General features: G+C 37.2%; 19 protein-coding genes. 7 read left to right on the top strand and 12 right to left on the bottom strand.

Going from position 1 to position 16806, the window contains the following annotated elements; all coding sequences use genetic code 11:
- The first annotated feature begins 14 nt into the window (after positions 1-14).
- Both RYK16_RS00195 and RYK16_RS00190 read left to right on the top strand, forming a co-directional pair.
- Complete coding sequence (locus RYK16_RS00195) at positions 15-1349, top strand: potassium transporter TrkG (RefSeq protein WP_314850077.1); 1335 nt, start codon at positions 15-17, stop codon at positions 1347-1349.
- A 12-nt stretch (positions 1350-1361) separates the two neighbouring features.
- Positions 1362-2015, top strand: coding sequence for a TrkA family potassium uptake protein (locus RYK16_RS00190; RefSeq protein WP_314850076.1), 654 nt, complete (start codon positions 1362-1364; stop codon positions 2013-2015).
- Here the strand turns inward: RYK16_RS00190 and RYK16_RS00185 are convergent.
- The gene (locus RYK16_RS00185) at positions 2012-2851 is read right to left on the bottom strand and encodes an AraC family transcriptional regulator (RefSeq protein WP_314850075.1); all 840 of its coding nucleotides are present in this window, start codon (positions 2849-2851) and stop codon (positions 2012-2014) included. The two genes, RYK16_RS00190 and RYK16_RS00185, sit on opposite strands and share 4 nt — an antisense overlap.
- Positions 2852-3017: 166 nt before the next feature.
- Between RYK16_RS00185 and RYK16_RS00180 the strand changes: the two genes are divergently transcribed.
- The 4 genes from RYK16_RS00180 to RYK16_RS00165 are packed head-to-tail and all read left to right on the top strand — an operon-like array spanning position 3018 to position 6490.
- Complete coding sequence (locus RYK16_RS00180) at positions 3018-4049, top strand: iron ABC transporter permease (RefSeq protein WP_314850074.1); 1032 nt, start codon at positions 3018-3020, stop codon at positions 4047-4049.
- A gap of 2 nt (positions 4050-4051) precedes the next feature.
- Entirely contained in the window at positions 4052-4807 is a 756-nt protein-coding gene (locus RYK16_RS00175) for an ABC transporter ATP-binding protein (RefSeq protein WP_314850073.1), read from the top strand.
- Between the two features lie 11 nt (positions 4808-4818).
- Positions 4819-5838 carry an ABC transporter substrate-binding protein gene (locus tag RYK16_RS00170; protein ID WP_314850072.1) on the top strand — a complete coding sequence of 340 codons (1020 nt, stop codon included), beginning with the start codon at positions 4819-4821 and terminating at the stop codon, positions 5836-5838.
- Positions 5839-5842: 4 nt separating this feature from the next.
- Positions 5843-6490, top strand: coding sequence for an alpha/beta hydrolase-fold protein (locus tag RYK16_RS00165; RefSeq protein WP_314850071.1), 648 nt, complete (start codon positions 5843-5845; stop codon positions 6488-6490).
- 247 nt (positions 6491-6737) lie between these two features.
- Here RYK16_RS00165 and RYK16_RS00160 read toward each other — a convergent pair whose 3' ends face one another.
- The 7 genes from RYK16_RS00160 to mutL all read right to left on the bottom strand — a co-directional run bounded on the left by RYK16_RS00160 (position 6738) and on the right by mutL (position 13388).
- Positions 6738-7691, bottom strand: coding sequence for a hypothetical protein (locus tag RYK16_RS00160; protein WP_314850070.1), 954 nt, complete (start codon positions 7689-7691; stop codon positions 6738-6740).
- Positions 7692-7742: 51 nt separating this feature from the next.
- Positions 7743-8183: a MarR family transcriptional regulator gene (locus tag RYK16_RS00155; RefSeq protein ID WP_314850069.1), complete on the bottom strand. Its 441-nt coding sequence runs from the start codon at positions 8181-8183 to the stop codon at positions 7743-7745.
- 232 nt (positions 8184-8415) lie between these two features.
- Entirely contained in the window at positions 8416-9060 is a 645-nt protein-coding gene (locus tag RYK16_RS00150) for a CpXC domain-containing protein (protein ID WP_314850068.1), read from the bottom strand.
- 9 nt (positions 9061-9069) lie between these two features.
- Positions 9070-9771 carry a hypothetical protein gene (locus tag RYK16_RS00145; protein ID WP_314850067.1) on the bottom strand — a complete coding sequence of 234 codons (702 nt, stop codon included), beginning with the start codon at positions 9769-9771 and terminating at the stop codon, positions 9070-9072.
- A gap of 71 nt (positions 9772-9842) precedes the next feature.
- Complete coding sequence (locus tag RYK16_RS00140) at positions 9843-10577, bottom strand: Bax inhibitor-1/YccA family protein (protein ID WP_314850066.1); 735 nt, start codon at positions 10575-10577, stop codon at positions 9843-9845.
- 79 nt (positions 10578-10656) lie between these two features.
- Positions 10657-11562, bottom strand: a complete 906-nt coding sequence (gene miaA / locus RYK16_RS00135) for a tRNA (adenosine(37)-N6)-dimethylallyltransferase MiaA (protein ID WP_314850065.1) — start codon at positions 11560-11562, stop codon at positions 10657-10659.
- Positions 11559-13388 (bottom strand): DNA mismatch repair endonuclease MutL, encoded by a 1830-nt coding sequence (mutL, locus tag RYK16_RS00130; RefSeq protein ID WP_314850064.1) that lies wholly within the window; start codon positions 13386-13388, stop codon positions 11559-11561. The genes miaA and mutL overlap by 4 nt, the downstream gene beginning before the upstream one ends.
- Before the next feature lie 50 nt (positions 13389-13438).
- Here mutL and RYK16_RS00125 point away from each other — a divergent pair, with 50 nt between their 5' ends.
- Positions 13439-14050 (top strand): YigZ family protein, encoded by a 612-nt coding sequence (locus RYK16_RS00125; protein ID WP_314850063.1) that lies wholly within the window; start codon positions 13439-13441, stop codon positions 14048-14050.
- Here RYK16_RS00125 and RYK16_RS00120 read toward each other — a convergent pair whose 3' ends face one another.
- From RYK16_RS00120 to RYK16_RS00105, 4 genes are all read right to left on the bottom strand, one after another.
- Positions 14051-14887 carry a glycoside hydrolase family 25 protein gene (locus RYK16_RS00120; protein WP_314850062.1) on the bottom strand — a complete coding sequence of 279 codons (837 nt, stop codon included), beginning with the start codon at positions 14885-14887 and terminating at the stop codon, positions 14051-14053.
- Between the two features lie 3 nt (positions 14888-14890).
- Positions 14891-15541 carry a zinc-ribbon domain-containing protein gene (locus tag RYK16_RS00115; RefSeq protein ID WP_314850061.1) on the bottom strand — a complete coding sequence of 217 codons (651 nt, stop codon included), beginning with the start codon at positions 15539-15541 and terminating at the stop codon, positions 14891-14893.
- Between the two features lie 51 nt (positions 15542-15592).
- Positions 15593-15898 (bottom strand): helix-turn-helix transcriptional regulator, encoded by a 306-nt coding sequence (locus tag RYK16_RS00110; protein WP_294209035.1) that lies wholly within the window; start codon positions 15896-15898, stop codon positions 15593-15595.
- Between the two features lie 131 nt (positions 15899-16029).
- Positions 16030-16794, bottom strand: a complete 765-nt coding sequence (locus RYK16_RS00105) for a class I SAM-dependent methyltransferase (RefSeq protein ID WP_314850060.1) — start codon at positions 16792-16794, stop codon at positions 16030-16032.
- Positions 16795-16806: the final 12 nt, after the last annotated feature.

The following is a 16806-nucleotide window of genomic DNA, read 5'->3' as shown; positions in this document are numbered from 1 at the left end:
TCTGAAAGGGTATTATGAATTTTCTTAGAAATAAACTACATCTAACATATCCACAGATGATTATTCTGGGATTTGGGGCGATTATCTTATTTGGTGCATTGTTACTAACAACACCGCTTGCTAGTCAATCTGGTCAATGGACACCATTTATCAACGCACTATTCACATCAACGTCATGTGTTTGTGTAACAGGATTGATTGTTTATGATACCGCCACATATTGGAGCTTCTTTGGACAGCTTGTTATTATTATTCTAATCCAGATTGGTGGACTTGGTGTTGTGACGGTTATCACATCCTTGGCACTTATCACCGGTAAACGAATTGGATATCTTGCTCGTTCTACTTTGGCAAACTCCATCTCAATCTCAGCGGTTGGTGGAATTATCCGCTTACTACACTTCATCTTTAAGATTACATTTATGGTGGAAGGCTTCTTCGCCATACTCATGTCATTTACATTTATACCGGATTTTGGACTCGTTAAAGGTATTTGGTATAGTATCTTCCATTCTATCTCAGCTTTCTGTAACGCAGGCTTTGACTTAATGGGTGTACGCGAACCATTCTCGTCCTTAACATCTTATGTATCCAATCCAATTATTAATATCTCAATTATGTCTTTGATTCTGATTGGTGGATTGAGCTTCGTCACTTGGGCAGATATCAAAGAATATAAGTTTAATCTACACCGTTACCACATGCAGTCTAAAATTATCTTATTGATGACCGCAATCCTAGTCGTATTCCCTGCAATCTACTTCTTCTTTGTGGATTTTGCAGGCATGCCTTTAGGTTCAAGAATCCTAGCATCCTTCTTCCAATCTGTAACACCGCGTACTGCTGGATTTAATACAGTTGACCTTACAAAGATGACTGAATCCAGTATCTTCTTACAGATTATACTCATGTTAATTGGTGCTGCACCAGGTTCTACTGGTGGTGGTATGAAGATGACAACCTTCTTCGTATTAGTCACAACAAGTATGGCAATCTTTAGAAACCGTTCTCGTACTGAGAGTTTCGGCAGAACAATCCCAGAGACAGTCGTACGTAACGCTGCCACAATCTTGATGTTATATATCTCATTATGCGTAGGAGCCGCAATGATTATCAGTGTCATTGAGAATGTTCCAATGGTAACCGCAATGTATGAGACCGCATCCGCAATCGCTACCGTAGGTTTAACCCTTGGTATTACACGTAATTTAACGATTATTTCAAGAATGATCTTAATCTTCCTAATGTTCGCTGGACGTATTGGAGGACTCACCCTAATTTATGGTATGTTCCCATTCCGTAACCAATGTTTAGGTAGACATATTGAAGAAAACGTAGCCGTAGGCTAAATAGGAGAGAGTATGAAACAGATTTTAATTATTGGTATGGGTCGTTTTGGTCGTCATATTGCCCGCAAGTTAAATGATTTAGATATTCAAGTATTAGGTATTGATAACGATGAAGATAAGGTAAGAGAAGTACTACCTTATGTTACAAACGCTGAAGTTGGCGATGCTACAAACCAAGACTTCTTAAAGACTCTTGGTCTTAAGAACTTCGATGTATGTATCGTTGCGGTTGGTGATAACTTCTTAGCTTCGCTTGAAATAACATCCTACCTAAAGGAATTAGGCGCAAGAAAAGTTGTGTCCCGTGCTGCACGAGATACACAAGAAAAGTTCTTACTACGTAATGGCGCAGACGCAGTTGTATATCCTGAAAAGTTAATGGGTAACTTAACTGCGATGCGTTATAGCAGTGATAATGTATTTGACTACATTCAGATTGGCAAAGACTTCGCAGTGTTCGAAATTGCTGTGCCAAACGAATGGTTAGGCAAGACAATTGGTCAGGTAGATGTTCGTAAGCACTACAATATCAATATCATCGCAATCAAGAAGAATGATGATATCTCTGTTACACCAGGAGCTTCACATGTACTTAACTCAGAAGAATCCTTATTGGTATTAGGCAAAGACAAAGATATTCGTAGCGCCTTCCATATCTTAGGTTAGTCTTCTTTCGGTTGTCTTTGATATGCAATTTCCCCATCTTTATTCCGATAGGTATAACTTGGGGATATTCCAAAATGTTTCTTATACAATCGACTAAAATATAATGGATCTTGATATCCAACATTCCAAGCAGCCTCTGTTACCGAATAACCCTTCAGTAATAAATCGGCTGCTTTTCTTAATCGCAAACGAATCAAATAGTCGATTGGACGAATATGGTAAACTTTATTGAACTTATAGGAAAAATGCGCCTCATCCATCTGTGCAGCTTCTGCTAAATCCTTTAACTTTAAATTCTTATGATAAGAAGTCTCCATCAGTTCAATTGCATTTTCAATTTGTAATAACTCTTGATTGATATAGGAATAACCAAAGCAACTGAGAATCAATTGTTGTGCAATTAAGTTACGTTGAATCTGATCATCCCAGTTTGCACGCATGACACTATTCTTTAAACGATTCAATAACTCAATGGAACTACTATCTTGAAGTGCAGAAATCTCATATACCATATTCATAATATCGCTACTGCCATGCCATGGAACTTCTGGATCATAGTAGATATTCAAATGCACAAATGGCTCTTTTGAACTTACTTCAAATGTAACCCTCTGATTTTTCGCACCGTGAATAATATGATTTGGACTTGCAAGAAAAGTTTGATCATTGAACGAAATTTTCGCATTTCCTGAAAGAGGATAAATAAAGGCACTATGCGTCGTATCATAGGAAATCTGTTTTCCTCTCTCTTTCTTCTGCATAGAAATGCCTGTAATCAATAATTTACGACTGGTATACTCCTTTTGGCAGGCAATCATAAAGTCCTTTTTCTGCATAGTTTTCCCTCTTCTTTAGACAATCTTCCTTACATGGATAATATTTTATATAATTATCCATGTTTTTTTACTATTCTACATTTAAAATGATAAACTTTCCATTTATAATGATACGGTTGTTAGTTTTCTCTAACTAACTTACTTGAAAGGTATGACATAAACTCTAATGATAGCGAAGTCGAAACGTGATATTACATTTCCATATCTATTACTGTTCTTATGTGTCTGTTTGGGTATCTCTTTACTGGTTGCCGTATCTCTTGGTGCTGTAAAGATTCCTATTGCGGATACATATCAGATCATCATCAACCAACTATTTCATATTGGAAATGTAGATCATATTGCGAAATCTACAATTGCAATTGTATGGAATATGCGTAGCCCTCGTGTCATTATGGGGCTGATTGCTGGTGCAGGTCTTGCGCTTTGTGGTAGTACGATGCAGACAACGGTAAATAACCCAATTTCCGAACCATATATATTAGGAATCTCTGCTGGCGCAACCTTTGGTGCAACTCTCCTAATTATCCTAGGACTTAAATCCTTTATTGGTTTTGGTGCCTTCCTTGGCGCAATCATTGCGACAATCATTGTATTGGTAATTGCTTCAGCAGGCAAAAAGATTACAACCACAAGCCTTGTATTATCTGGTGTAGTTGTCAACGCTCTCTTTAGTGCAATCTCTAACTTCATCATCTCCATCGGTGCAAACTCCGACAATATGATGACCATTAAATTCTGGACCATGGGCTCTCTTGCCAGTTCCTCTTGGGGAAGTATTATCCTTCCATTCATCATTGTTCTAGTTGCCTGTATCTTCTTTATGACACAGCACCGCATCATGAATGCGATGTTAATGGGAGATGAAGTCGCAATTACCCTCGGTATTTCTCTTCAGAAATACAGAATGATTTACATGCTAATTATCTCATTTATCACAGGTATTCTCGTTTCTAGCTGTGGAATCATCGGCTTTGTGGGACTTATTACACCACATATCGCAAGAACTCTAGTCGGTACAAATCACCAGAAGATGATTCCTATTTCAATCATCCTAGGCAGTCTCTTTGTGATATGGGCAGATGTATTAGCACGCTGTCTTCTACCGAATGCGGAGTTACCAATTGGTATCTTTACAGCACTGGTTGGTGCACCGTTCTTCGTCTACATTGTCATCAAGAATCAGAAAGGTGGTTAAATATGGATCTAACTTGTAAAGATGTATGTTATTCCATCAAGGATAAAAAGATATTAGACCACGTTTCCATCAATGTAGATAAACAGCGCTTCGTTACCATTCTTGGCCCAAACGGTTGTGGAAAGACAACACTACTAAAGAATATCTACCGTGTTTTGAAAAGAGATTCTGGCGAAATTTTATTTAACGGCAAAAGCATTGATGATTTGCATTTAAGAGAAGCCGCAAAGAAAATTGCAGTCGTAGCACAGTTCAATGAAATCAATTTCGATTGCAGTGTCAAAGATATGGTTCTTCTCGGTCGAACACCACATATCCCATTTATGCAATCAGAGACACATAAAGATTACGAAATCGTTGAAGATGCACTCCAGAAAGTTGGCATGCTAGATAAAGCTGATCGTTCCTACCTTTCCTTATCTGGAGGAGAAAAACAACGTGTTGCCTTAGCCCGTGCTATTGCACAACAACCAACCCTACTTCTATTGGATGAACCAACCAATCACTTAGATATTCGATATCAAATTGAAATCCTACAAATCGTAAAAGACTTAAATATCAATGTTCTTGCGGTATTACATGATATTCAACTTGCATGTCGCTATTCAGATTATATCTATCTGATGAAACAAGGTACCATCCGCTATGAAGGAACACCACAAACAACAATCACAGAACAATCGATGCATGATGTATATGGCATCAACTGTAAACTGACATGGACCCCTGATCAACAGGCATTAATAGAGTATATATGAAAGGAAAACTCATGAAAAAATTATTAAACGCTACACTCGCTGCAGTATTATCATTCTCATTGATTGGTTGCAGCAACAAATCCACAACATCCCAAAAGGACAGCACAACATCTACAACAGAAAACACAACAGAAACAAAAGCAGAAGAGACAAAGTATCCTGTAACAATCACAACATACAACGGTGATGGTACAGAAATTACACAGACATTTGAACAAGCACCTGAACACGTTATTACAAACAACCTATCTGCCACAAAGATTCTAATTGATTTAGGTCTACAAGATAAGATTGTTGGTATGCTTGATCCAGATAACAAGGTTACAGACAGCTACGCTGAAGCAATCGAAAAGATTCCACACATCGGAGATAAGAAGACAGTTTCTCAAGAAGTAGCACTCTCCTACAACCCAGATGCAATTATCGGCAGAAACATGATGTTCTCAGACAAGTCACTTGGAACTGTAGATACATGGAACCAAAATGGTATCAACATCTACTCCCAAAAAGCATCTGTTTCTAACACAGAACAAAGCTTAAATAATGTTATTGAAGACATCATCAATATCGGTATTATCTTCAACGTGCAAGAAAAAGCAAACGCATACGCTAAGAAGCTACAAGAAAGAGTTGATTCTGTACTATCCGCTAACAAAAACCAACCAAAGGAATTAAAGAATGCGCTCATCATGTGTGCATACAACGATGAAACATATGGTGCATACAAGTCAGCACTACAAGAAAGTGTTCTAAACGCATTTGGTTACACAAATGTCGCAACAGGTACTTCTGGATTAACTCTAGAAAATTTAGTAACATCTGCACCTGAATTCATTATCTACGTTACAAGCGACCGTAATCAGAAGTTAGATGCTAACGCTGTAGAACTTATGAAGAATAACGCAGTACTCGCTGATGTTCCTGCAATCAAGAATGGTAAGATCCTAACAATCTCTTATGATGAATTAATGGATTACGGTCCATCTGTGATTGATGCGCTTGAATCAATTAACGCATTCCTAAAAAAGTAAGCAAATGATTCAAACAAAACTATCACTACCACAAAACTATGATCCACTTCGCGCATATCCACTCATTCTAATCAATGATGGCGATCTTCATCACTTTAATGCTCTCAAAGAGAAAGCAATTCTTGTAGGTCTACTACCAGAAAATAGATTAGTCGATTATACGCCATGGCAAGCCACTGCAATCCGTCCTGGCGTAGAAAGCTTTGGTGGTCAAGCAGATGAATACCACGACGAACTATTTCAGAATGTTCTACCAGAACTTCAAAGTAAGTATTCTATCGATACAAACAAAATCTTTTATGGAGGCTATTCCTTAGGTGGACTAGCAGCCGTATATAGTTTGTATCGTACAAACATTCCTAGTGCAGTATTCTCGATTTGTGGCTCCTTCTGGTATCCAGAATTTGTAAACTTCTGTAAAGAGAATCCCGTTATCAACCAAAACGCTAGCGTTTACGTATATAACGGCAAAACAGAAGGTTCACACCACAACAATATTTTAGATAACGCACCAAAGTGTGCAGAAGAGATTCACTCAACTCTGCAAAAACAGTTGAATCACTTCATATCTGTATTTGATGATTTTGGACATCATGAAAATCTAACCGATCGTTATACAGCATTATCTGATTGGTTAGAAAAACAACTATAAGTATTACATTATAAAAGGCGCTAGCAAGTAAGCTAACGCCTTTTATCTATATTGGATATACTACCCCTTATAACAAGAAAAGACCTCCGCATGGTCTTCTCTTGTTTTTATTTAATAAGGGGATAGAATTTCACTGATGTTTGCTAAGGGGAGCAATCATTCAGGGCAGATATTCCTATCTGCACTTATATAGTACAAATTTATTGTCATTCAAATATGGCAAGATTTTGTAAAATTATGTGATGTACTATCCAAGAATTTTTGTAATGCTAGCTGCTTTGTTTTCACGTAGTAATGCTGTAAGTGGAGAAAGCGCACCACCTAATGCTGCTACACACTGGAAGGCAAACATTGCATAGTAGTTCATCTTATCTACAATACCTCTCTCCATCAACTCAGGTAATACCTGGAAAGAGTCCATCATACGAACATTGACATATCCTTCTTCATGGAAAGCCTGTGTAACTGTTAATGCAAAGTCAAACTTATTTGCATAATAAACACCAATAAACATTAGTACAAAGCAGATTGCAATCCCAATCTTACTTAACTTACCAGCACCCTTTTGGTATGCAGTTAATGTCATAAAGCCCATCGCTACACCCGCAAGAATGGAGATATATCCTAACTGACCAATCACGACAATCAGAATAGCACCTGCAATAACACCACCTAACGCAAACGCTGTACCTAGTGCATAGTTTTCAACTACAACAGGAGCCTGTGCTTGTGCTTCTGTATGATCTGCTAGCATTTGTACTGCAACTTCTTCTGTATAGAAGTGAATCGCACCTTGCTTGATGAAAACTCTTGTCTCTGCTGGTTCTAATGTTTCTTCTGCACAGTTTGAGTAGCCATTCATATGGAACCAGTTAATGATTTCTGGAATTGATGAAATAATATTCTTTGCTTTACCATTTGCAGTAAATGCTGTCTTGAATGTAATCGTTACAACATTACCGTTGGCTTTTGCACTACCCACCTTCTTTACAGCACTTACAAGACCACGTAGATTTAAATCATTTGGCTTACGATTGTCTTGGTCAACAACACAGAATTTAGCGATGACTGTGTATACATTCTGGAATATTGTTAATGCATATGTATAACCTATTTCTGTCGCACAAGCTACACCTGCATCTTTATCGTAGGCAATCCCTAGACCGTTTGCTACTCTACCTAAAAGTGAATAATCTTTCATATTTCCTCCATAAAATAAAAAGATAGATTACTCTATCTTATTTTCACTATACTATTCTACTATTTCTAACATAGCAGATGCAACAACAGCCATATTTGTTAGGAAAGATTTCTTGTCTTCAGCACTTAAATGGCCTAATGCTTTTGTTAGAACCTTGCTGATTCTTTCTATAATACGGTCTGTGACTTCTTTACCAGTTGTTGTTAATACAGCATGTGCACCATATCTGCTCTTACCATTACGGCACTCAAAACGGATGAATTTTCCTTTTTCTAACTCTGCAAGAGATCTAGATACTGCTGCCTTATCCATCTTGCTAGATTCAACCAATTCTGTGTTTGTTAAGCCCTGAGGGTTAAAACCTAAATATAATAGCAACATTGTCTCTGCACCCTTTAGCTTTGTTGATTTGATTTCTTCTGCCTTAATTGCTTGAATGCAATAATTAAATGCATTAGCTGCAACCACGAAATCACGGCCCTTCTTGTTCATTTTATCGCTTTCCCTTCCCAATTATCATTCGCATGCATGGCATTTAACCACCATCACTACATACCGACAACTTCTATTATAAATATTATTTCAATAATTTATATAGCCTGATAATAATATTTCAAAATTTTTTGTACATTTTTTGAACGATTATATGAAAAATTTTCAAAAAGTGCATGCATGTCAATCAAAAACATGCATGCACTTTATACATTTTGCTTTATATGACTATTTAAGCCTTACCAGCAGCCTCTGTATAAGCACTGATAATCCAATCATTGTTGATGCGTGGGAAATCTGTCTCATCAATTGCGAAGCGATCTTTATCCACTTTCATCTCTTCTTCGAGAACACTAACAGGAATTAAGAATGACATTCCCTTATCGTCAGCTCGTACATTGATTTTCATGACATCGTTCTCTGTATGTTGATATTCGATACCAGTCACATCTTCGGCAGTTCCTTTTTTATTGTCGATATACTCAATAAAGCTGTCGTATTTTGCAAGTTCTACCATGATATCATCTATACCATCTTCAAAAATCTGTATTTTTTCCGCAAATTCCTGTACTGTAGCACAACGTCTTAACTTAAAACCTTGTTTTACAAGAGGCTGTGCCAACTGCTTCAAAGACTCTGCTGGCTCTTGTTGGCTCAGCCAAATTAAGAATTTTCTAGATGGATCTGAATAAACTAGTGGTGGTTGAATCATGAATGCATGCTGACAATGAGGGCAGGTATGTCTAAAAACATCCCCACTGATACAAGCTTCTTTCAAGTCTGGGTCTTGTTCTGCATTGATTGCTGTATAGATTGTTGTATCAAATTCCTTATGGCAATAAGGACAAGTATATCTAATATCTTGACTCTGGCTCATGTTTTTCTCCTAGCTCTTCATTGAGATTCCAGAAAAATCAATTCCTAGTTTCTCTGTTTCATGTACAATTTTTTCTAGTACAGCTGATTCTTCATCACTTAGTGTTTCACCACCAAATAAGATAATCAAATGTGATACATCCTCAGCATAGTATGGTATTGCCCATACTTTATCCGCAAAGTGTAATCCAATTTCTTGGCTTGGCTCTTCATCGACTTCTCCAACAACAAATGGACCATGGATACCTGTTAGGCGCACTGTAATCTCATGAATGACTGATCCGTGCATAACTCCTGCTAGTACATTATCTGGATAAAATGGATCACGCAATGCATCTAAACGCTCATCTTTGCGCAAGCGACGTAAGTCTTCATCTCTTATTTCTGTTTTTTCAATCCATGACGCATTCTTCTTTACCATCTGAACTGTTTCTTTGACAACTCTTACTTCACGGTCAAAGACTTGTTCCATTGTAAAGAAACCGAGCATCTCTGGATCATCCATTCCTCTAAGACATGTTTCCCATGAATTACCGATTGATAGTACATTAAACATTAGCATTCCATCTTCTGTACAGTACGCTGAACATACAGCGTAACAGTCATCCTGATGCACTTCGATTTTATCTTTTAATAGTTCTGTTAAATCGTCCGCTTCGATTGTAATGTACTTCTGATACATGACTGTAAAATTTAGTTCTGCGACTTTCATCATCAATCCTCCTTCCTGGTGAAAAATGACAGGTCTTATTGACCTGTCATTATTTTAACATTGATTTGTGATTAACGTCTTCTTCTACTACCTAAAATTCTTAATAAGTATAGGAACATGTTAACAAAGTCTAGATATAGCTGTAATGCTCCATAGATTGCAAGCTTCTCTCTTTCTTCTTCTCCATTAACCGCCATATAGTAGAACTGCTTGATACGTTGAATATCAAATGCTGTATAGATCATGAAGATAAATAATCCTAGATATGCAATCAATAAGTTATTACGTAATACTGGAATAAAGATGGATGCGATACTTGCGATTAATAATGCAACTAATCCACCAAATAAGATTCCACTATACTTTGTTAAATCAACATTTGTAACATGGCCAATAACAGCACAACTTACGAATAAGATTGCCGCAAATATAAATGCTTGGAATACAGTACCCACTTCATACGCTAGTGGAATAACACCAAATGTAATACCTGTTAACGCAGCGTATGCAAAGAATAATGCTGTACATACACCCTTTGATAAATGTCTAATTGCCGCATTTAGAGAAAGCACCAACACAATCTGTGTGATTAATAATCCAATCTGGATATAGATTGCTGATTCACTAAAGAAGAAGATGCGTGCTAATGTTCCTCTTGTTATCAAGGAATGGAAGATAAGATATGCTACTGCAGCTGTAATTGTTAAGCCAACACCCATGTATGTAAACACTTTTGTTATATAAGCTTTGAGGCCAGCCTCCTCGTTATATGTTCCATAATAATTTTGTCTGTCAAATTCACTCATGATTAAGTCCTCCTGACAATATTATTATATGATTATTTGACCAAAAGTCAAACAAGATAATATACTGTCTTTTTTCTTTCTATTTTTGATTCTGATACCAATGTACCAAGTTTTCTAACATTGCTTGACGCTCTAAACTGTTGTTATTTTCAAACCACTCTACATCCATCTGGTGATTGAACCAGGTATACTGTCGCTTTGCGAATTGACGAGAATGTTTCTGAATTTCTTCTTTGACTTCTTCAAGGGATTTCTTTCCTTCGTGGAAACCCTCCCACTCACGATAGCCAATTCCCTTCATACATGCATCCTGAAAGGAAACACCTTGCTGTAGCAGCTTCTCTATTTCTTTTTGTAAACCTGCCTCAAACATCTTTTCTACACGCGCATTAATGCGTGCATAGAGTTGTTCGCGTGGCATTGTACAGCCAATAATACGCGCATCATACAACATACGATGTTCCTGTTCTGCAATCATTTCGCTTTGGACTTTTGGGCTACGTCTTGCGATTGTCAAACTTCTTAACAAACGCTGACGATTATTTGGATGTATTTTTTCACTTTGCTTAGGATCTAATTCTAATAACTGCTGATACAGTTCTTCATTCGTATAGTTTTCTAAGTCTATATCAACACCTGCGCCACTTTCATCACTAAACTGATAATCATACAAGCATGCCTTAATATATAGGCCAGTGCCACCACAGATAATCATTGGTTTCTCACTTTGATTGATTAGCTCTCGTGCCTTTGACTGAAAGTCTGCTACGGTATAGCTTTGTTTGGTTGTGTAGATATCGATTAAATGATGTGGTACACCATCCATTTCCTCTTGTGTCACCTTACCAGAACCGATGTCTAAACCTTGATAAACCTGTATAGAATCTCCACTGATAATTTCTCCATTTAACTTTTTCGCAAGTTCGATTGCAAAATCACTCTTCCCTACCGCAGTAGGGCCAACAACAACTATCACTTTCTTCATCGCAAGAATTCCTTTACTAAAGTCTTCTCATCTAAGGTAATAAATGTTGGTCTTCCATGTGGACAGTGATATGGATTATCACACAGAGATAATTGTCGTACAACTTCCTTCATTTCATCCATGGTTAAACTACGATTAAAACGGATGGAATGATGGCAAGCCATTGTCGCAATCTTTTTCTTTTCCATGCGTGCATATTTAATATCACGATCATTCTTAAATAAATCAATTACATCATTCAAAAACTGTGTTTCATCGATATCCTGCATCCATACTGGCACGCTATGTACAACGAGTGTATCTCTACCAAAAGGCTCAAATACAACATGGATATCTTCTACTGCCGCATTGATTTCTTCAACGCGTCTTACAAGATCATTTCCTGCATGAATTGTAATTGGCACCAAGCAATCCATCATTACAGGATCTTGATTTAATTTTGCCTTGTATTCTTCGTAATGTACGCGCTCTTGTGCCGCATGTTGGTCAATAATGACTAGACCCTTTTCAGTTGCACAGAGAATGAATTTCTCATGAAGTTGACCGATGACTTCCATCGGTGGAAAGACCTGTTGTTGAGGCTTGTATTCAGGATATTCCTGTTCAAACTGTGTTGAAACACGCTTAAGTTCAGCTTCCGTTTCCTTGACTTCTTCTTCTAAAGTTATTTCTTGTTTCTCAACTTTTACTTCTTGTGTTGTGGAAATGACAGGTTGTATTACTAATTGTCTGCGCTCTTGTTCCTTACGATACTCTGCTTCCTGTATCAAACGGTCTGTATCGAAAGCTATTGGTTGATAGTATTCCTGTCTAGCCTCACGTACTTCCGCTTCTGGCGCAAGAATCGTACCTCTTAGCATATTTGCAACATTGTTTTTGATGAGTGTTTCTAATTGAATCTCTTTTGATAAACGTACTTCCCATTTGGAAGGGTGTACGTTTACATCTAAAAGATGTGGGTCCATCGAAATATCTAATACACAAATTGGGTATCGACCTTTTACGATAAAGTCTTCATATCCATCTTGTACTGCTTTATATAATTTATAGGTTCGTACCATTCTACCGTTCAGGAATAGGTTCATACCTGTACGGCTAGCACGTGTGATACTCGGCTTGATAAGATAACCCTTCACACTATAATCAAAGTCACTAAAATCTACCGGGATGGCATTCTCTGCAGCCATTCTACCAAACACTTGGTATACAACCTCTAAAAGATTTCCCTGTCCACTTGTACGGAAGGATTCGCGATCATCACTACGCAAGATAAATGCAATCTCTGGATGAGACAAAGCAAACTTAGAAACAACATCTTGAATGAGAGATGCTTCATATGCAGCTGAGCGCATATGCTTCAGACGTGCAGGTGTCTGATAAAATAAACCTTCTACTGATATTTCTGTTCCCTGATTACATGGATATGGTGTAACACTCTCTACATTGCCATAGGCAACGACAACTCTTGTCGCATCCTTACCATCTGATGTACTCAGTACCATTCTAGATACTGAAGAGATTGATGGTAGTGCTTCACCGCGAAATCCCAATGTATGAATCGACCATAAATCATTCTGTGACTGTATCTTAGATGTCGCATGTCGACCAAAACAGAGTTGTGCATCCTGCGCATCCATTCCACAACCATTGTCGATAACACTCAATCGTTGGATACCACCTTCTGTGATATTGACTTCAATACGAGTACTACCCGCATCAATAGCATTCTCTACAAGTTCCTTAACGACACCCATCGGTCTTTCTACGACTTCACCAGCCGCAATCATATTCGCTGTTAATGTATCTAATTGTTTAATTCTTCCCATATTTTTTACCTGCGTATATTATACTATAATGATTTATGAAAGAGGTTATCATGCGTTTAAAAAATGAATTCCGAAAAGAAACTGTCATCCAAAAATCACGCTTTATCGCTTGTGCAACTGTCGCAAAGAGTGAAGAGGAAGCAAAAGCCTATATTGACTACATCCGTGATGAATTCCGTGATGCGACGCATGTATGTACCGCATACATCGTCGGAGAAAATGACGCCTACCAAAAATCTAATGATAATCATGAACCTGCAGGTACAGCAGGTATCCCTATCCTTGAAGCAATCCGCAAAGCCGGATTATCTGATACCGTAGTCTGTGTTGTACGATACTTTGGTGGAATTAAACTTGGAGCTGGTGGATTAATTCGTGCATATGGTGGTGCTACCAGTGCTGTTCTACAAGAAGCATACAAAGTAATAGACGTGTCTATCGCTACCTGGCATGTGAAATATCCATATGAATACATTGGTAGCGTAGAAAACTGGATACGCAATCACGCAACGGATGCTAGCTTTGATTATGATGACTATGCACATGCCTACTTTGCAAGTAACGAAGAAGACTTGCAAACGATCTTTTCTGATCTTACAAAGGGAAGTGCAGAAATAGAAAAGACAGGTTCCACTCTTTATGAAGAACCTGTCAATGAATAACTATTTCTTTACAAACATGATATTCATATCAACGTTTGTTGAGATACCATTGACACTTCCAGAATCTGTATATTGCCAGATACTGAAGTGATAACTGAAGTTTGGCGCATAAGAATAGTCTGCCACCCAGAAATCATAATCATGTAAATAGTTCATCTCAAATACCGTCTCAAATAATTGAGAACTGCTGTATACCATCGCTTGGTATCCAGCATTTTTTATGTGATTCATAAATGTGACAGCCGCTTGTGTGCGCTCTTGCGCAGTTGTATTTTCAATACGGTCAGTCGCATTACTTACTTCTTCTAAATCAAATACGATAGGTAACTGTAAGTTATATTTCTTTACACGTTCCAAGACAAAGTCCGCTTCAGCACGTGCTTCTTCAACAGATACTGCCTGCGAGAAGAAATAAACACCTACATCAATTCCATTTTCAATTGCGCCTTGAATATTCTCTTCGAAGTATGCATCATCCATGAGTGCACCTGTTTCATATCCACGATATCCCACCTGGATCATCGCAAACTTCACACCACTGTTTTTAACAGCCGTCCAATCGATTGATTTTTGATGTGATGAAACATCAATACCAATTACAGATGTATACGTATCATCTTCGTAAGATGGAAAACCATTGTTCCATGTTAAATTTGACCAGTTATATGTATGCATGTTTGGATCAGTCTCAACAAGCTGTTCCTCTTCTAATAGTTGCTTTGAACGATATGCCTGCATATAGATATTGCGGATAGTCAATAATACAAAACAGATGACCATCGCAGCAGCGATGGTCCACGTTCTTTTTATTCTTTTCTTTCTACGATAATATCTCATTTACTACCACATCGGTCTAAATCCTAGTAATGATACTAGACTAAAGAATTTTCCAAGTGTATGTTGAGAAACAAGTATTGTAAGAATAACTGCATATATGAACGTAATCAACATTATCATTAAGAAACGGTTTCCCTTTTTAATTGTCGCAAAAATGGATCCCATACAAAATGACATAGATAGTAGTATCGCCCAAACCCATAGTGCTTCTAGCGTTTGGAATAGGATAAATACTCCCGCTAGTAATATAAATACTGTTGGCACAAAAATAATTCTAGCAACATCACAGTATACATCTTCGGGTTTTTGTCCATCCTTACGATTTAAGTAACAATACGTATAAATACTACCCACAAAGAAGATTGTTAATCCAATTCCACAGATCATACATCTTAAGATTAGAATATTCGCAATTAAGTTTAATACCACAATGACAATTGATGCTGAGAAGGATAACTCACTTCCCTGGAAAGGATTTCCAGCAACCTTCCAAAGTGTAACAAGATCGGACTTGTAGAAATGAAACCTAGAAAATATACTTTCTTTAACGGTCTCAGGCTGTGATTGCTCTGGCTGCTCAGTGACCTTTGCACCGCAATAGCCACAGAACTTACTGCTTTCAGATATTTCTTTTCCACAGTTCTTACAAATCATCTCGCACCTCCGCAATAGGATTTTATTATAACACCATATTCGTCATTCGCATTAACGACGTGTATAATTTAATAATTCTTCTAGTTTCCCAGAAACAATTCCACTATCTTCTAGCATGCTCTTTGTTTTAACGTTATAACTAAAATAAAGTAATAGTGTTAAGAATGTATGCCAGCTCATTTCACGTCTGCCAGTTTCCACTGCGCTATATGTCTGACGAGAGATACCTAAAATCAAGCATAACTCTTCTTGAGAAATACCAATGCGGGCACGATACACTGGTAAATCTTCAGTTAGCATCTGTATATATTTCTTCTTTTCTGATGTTGATAACATCGTAACTTTTATATTTGACATCACAATTCCTCCATAATGACTATAAATAAATTATGATGTTGTTATATTATACGGTCAATGCACCGTTTCTTGAGATTTCCTAAATATTGCATGAAAAAACAGGGTATTCTCCTAAAGTACGTTCTATCACATTATAGTTTAATGCAAAGTGTAGCTATATAGTCACTTCCATAATGGGATAATCGATGTCTTTTATCGCACGATTCATAAAAATCTATCATAGCAAGACCATTTTTAAGTTGTCCTCTAATCTGAGTTTCTAAGGTATGGCTAAATTCATATCCATATTCTGGATTTATGGTTATCTTGCCTTCCTCTTCAAGCTCTCTTGAATTAAACGGTATTGAAAACTTTAAAAGTAATTCCTCATCAGGTTTGTCCCATACAATGTCAGCATCATACATGTATATCCAAGGATTCATAAATCCGACCATTAACAATCCACCTTTTTTCAATACTCGAGAGGCTTCTTTATATATGTTTTCTAAATCTTCTACATAAACATTTGAAACTGGATTAAAAATAATATCAAAAGTTTCATTTTCAAATGGAAATGGTTTTGTCATATCGCCTTGAACTGTGTTGATTTTTAAGCCTTCTCTTTTAGCAACCATATCATCTTTTTGTAATTGTGATTTAGAAAAATCCATTATAGTGACATCATAACCTTTTACAGCGAAAACCGGTCCCTGTTGTCCACCACCACAAGCCAAACCTAAGATCTTTTTACCGTTTGTTTTTTCAAACCATTCTTTTGGAACTTTTTTTCCAACGGTTAATGCTACAGAAATTGGATTATTCCTAACTTCTTCTAATTCTTCATGTGTCAATGGTTCCGTATAGTCATTTTTTACATTATTCCATCTATCTTGATTTATTTTTATATAATTGTTCATTTTATAAATCTC

Origin of the sequence: uncultured Solobacterium sp. (assembly GCF_963550625.1) — a bacterium.
Taxonomy (GTDB): Bacteria; Bacillota_I; Bacilli_A; order Erysipelotrichales; family Erysipelotrichaceae; genus Bulleidia.
Note: the sequence above shows the minus strand (reverse complement) of the source record. Positions and strands in the feature narration are given on the sequence as shown.

Excerpts from the sequence above, each read along its gene's own strand:
- RYK16_RS00150 (WP_314850068.1), bottom strand. The coding sequence starts at position 9,060 with ATGAGCCAGAGTCAAGATATTAGATATACTTGTCCTTATTGCCATAAG.
- RYK16_RS00115 (WP_314850061.1), bottom strand. The coding sequence starts at position 15,541 with ATGATTTGTAAGAACTGTGGAAAAGAAATATCTGAAAGCAGTAAGTTC.
- RYK16_RS00190 (WP_314850076.1), top strand. The coding sequence starts at position 1,362 with ATGAAACAGATTTTAATTATTGGTATGGGTCGTTTTGGTCGTCATATT.
- RYK16_RS00145 (WP_314850067.1), bottom strand. The coding sequence starts at position 9,771 with ATGAAAGTCGCAGAACTAAATTTTACAGTCATGTATCAGAAGTACATT.
- RYK16_RS00140 (WP_314850066.1), bottom strand. The coding sequence starts at position 10,577 with ATGAGTGAATTTGACAGACAAAATTATTATGGAACATATAACGAGGAG.
- RYK16_RS00180 (WP_314850074.1), top strand. The coding sequence starts at position 3,018 with ATGATAGCGAAGTCGAAACGTGATATTACATTTCCATATCTATTACTG.
- miaA (WP_314850065.1), bottom strand. The coding sequence starts at position 11,562 with ATGAAGAAAGTGATAGTTGTTGTTGGCCCTACTGCGGTAGGGAAGAGT.
- RYK16_RS00125 (WP_314850063.1), top strand. The coding sequence starts at position 13,439 with ATGCGTTTAAAAAATGAATTCCGAAAAGAAACTGTCATCCAAAAATCA.
- RYK16_RS00105 (WP_314850060.1), bottom strand. The coding sequence starts at position 16,794 with ATGAACAATTATATAAAAATAAATCAAGATAGATGGAATAATGTAAAA.
- mutL (WP_314850064.1), bottom strand. The coding sequence starts at position 13,388 with ATGGGAAGAATTAAACAATTAGATACATTAACAGCGAATATGATTGCG.
- RYK16_RS00110 (WP_294209035.1), bottom strand. The coding sequence starts at position 15,898 with ATGTCAAATATAAAAGTTACGATGTTATCAACATCAGAAAAGAAGAAA.
- RYK16_RS00120 (WP_314850062.1), bottom strand. The coding sequence starts at position 14,887 with ATGAGATATTATCGTAGAAAGAAAAGAATAAAAAGAACGTGGACCATC.
- RYK16_RS00165 (WP_314850071.1), top strand. The coding sequence starts at position 5,843 with ATGATTCAAACAAAACTATCACTACCACAAAACTATGATCCACTTCGC.
- RYK16_RS00155 (WP_314850069.1), bottom strand. The coding sequence starts at position 8,183 with ATGAACAAGAAGGGCCGTGATTTCGTGGTTGCAGCTAATGCATTTAAT.
- RYK16_RS00175 (WP_314850073.1), top strand. The coding sequence starts at position 4,052 with ATGGATCTAACTTGTAAAGATGTATGTTATTCCATCAAGGATAAAAAG.
- RYK16_RS00160 (WP_314850070.1), bottom strand. The coding sequence starts at position 7,691 with ATGAAAGATTATTCACTTTTAGGTAGAGTAGCAAACGGTCTAGGGATT.
- RYK16_RS00195 (WP_314850077.1), top strand. The coding sequence starts at position 15 with ATGAATTTTCTTAGAAATAAACTACATCTAACATATCCACAGATGATT.
- RYK16_RS00170 (WP_314850072.1), top strand. The coding sequence starts at position 4,819 with ATGAAAAAATTATTAAACGCTACACTCGCTGCAGTATTATCATTCTCA.
- RYK16_RS00185 (WP_314850075.1), bottom strand. The coding sequence starts at position 2,851 with ATGCAGAAAAAGGACTTTATGATTGCCTGCCAAAAGGAGTATACCAGT.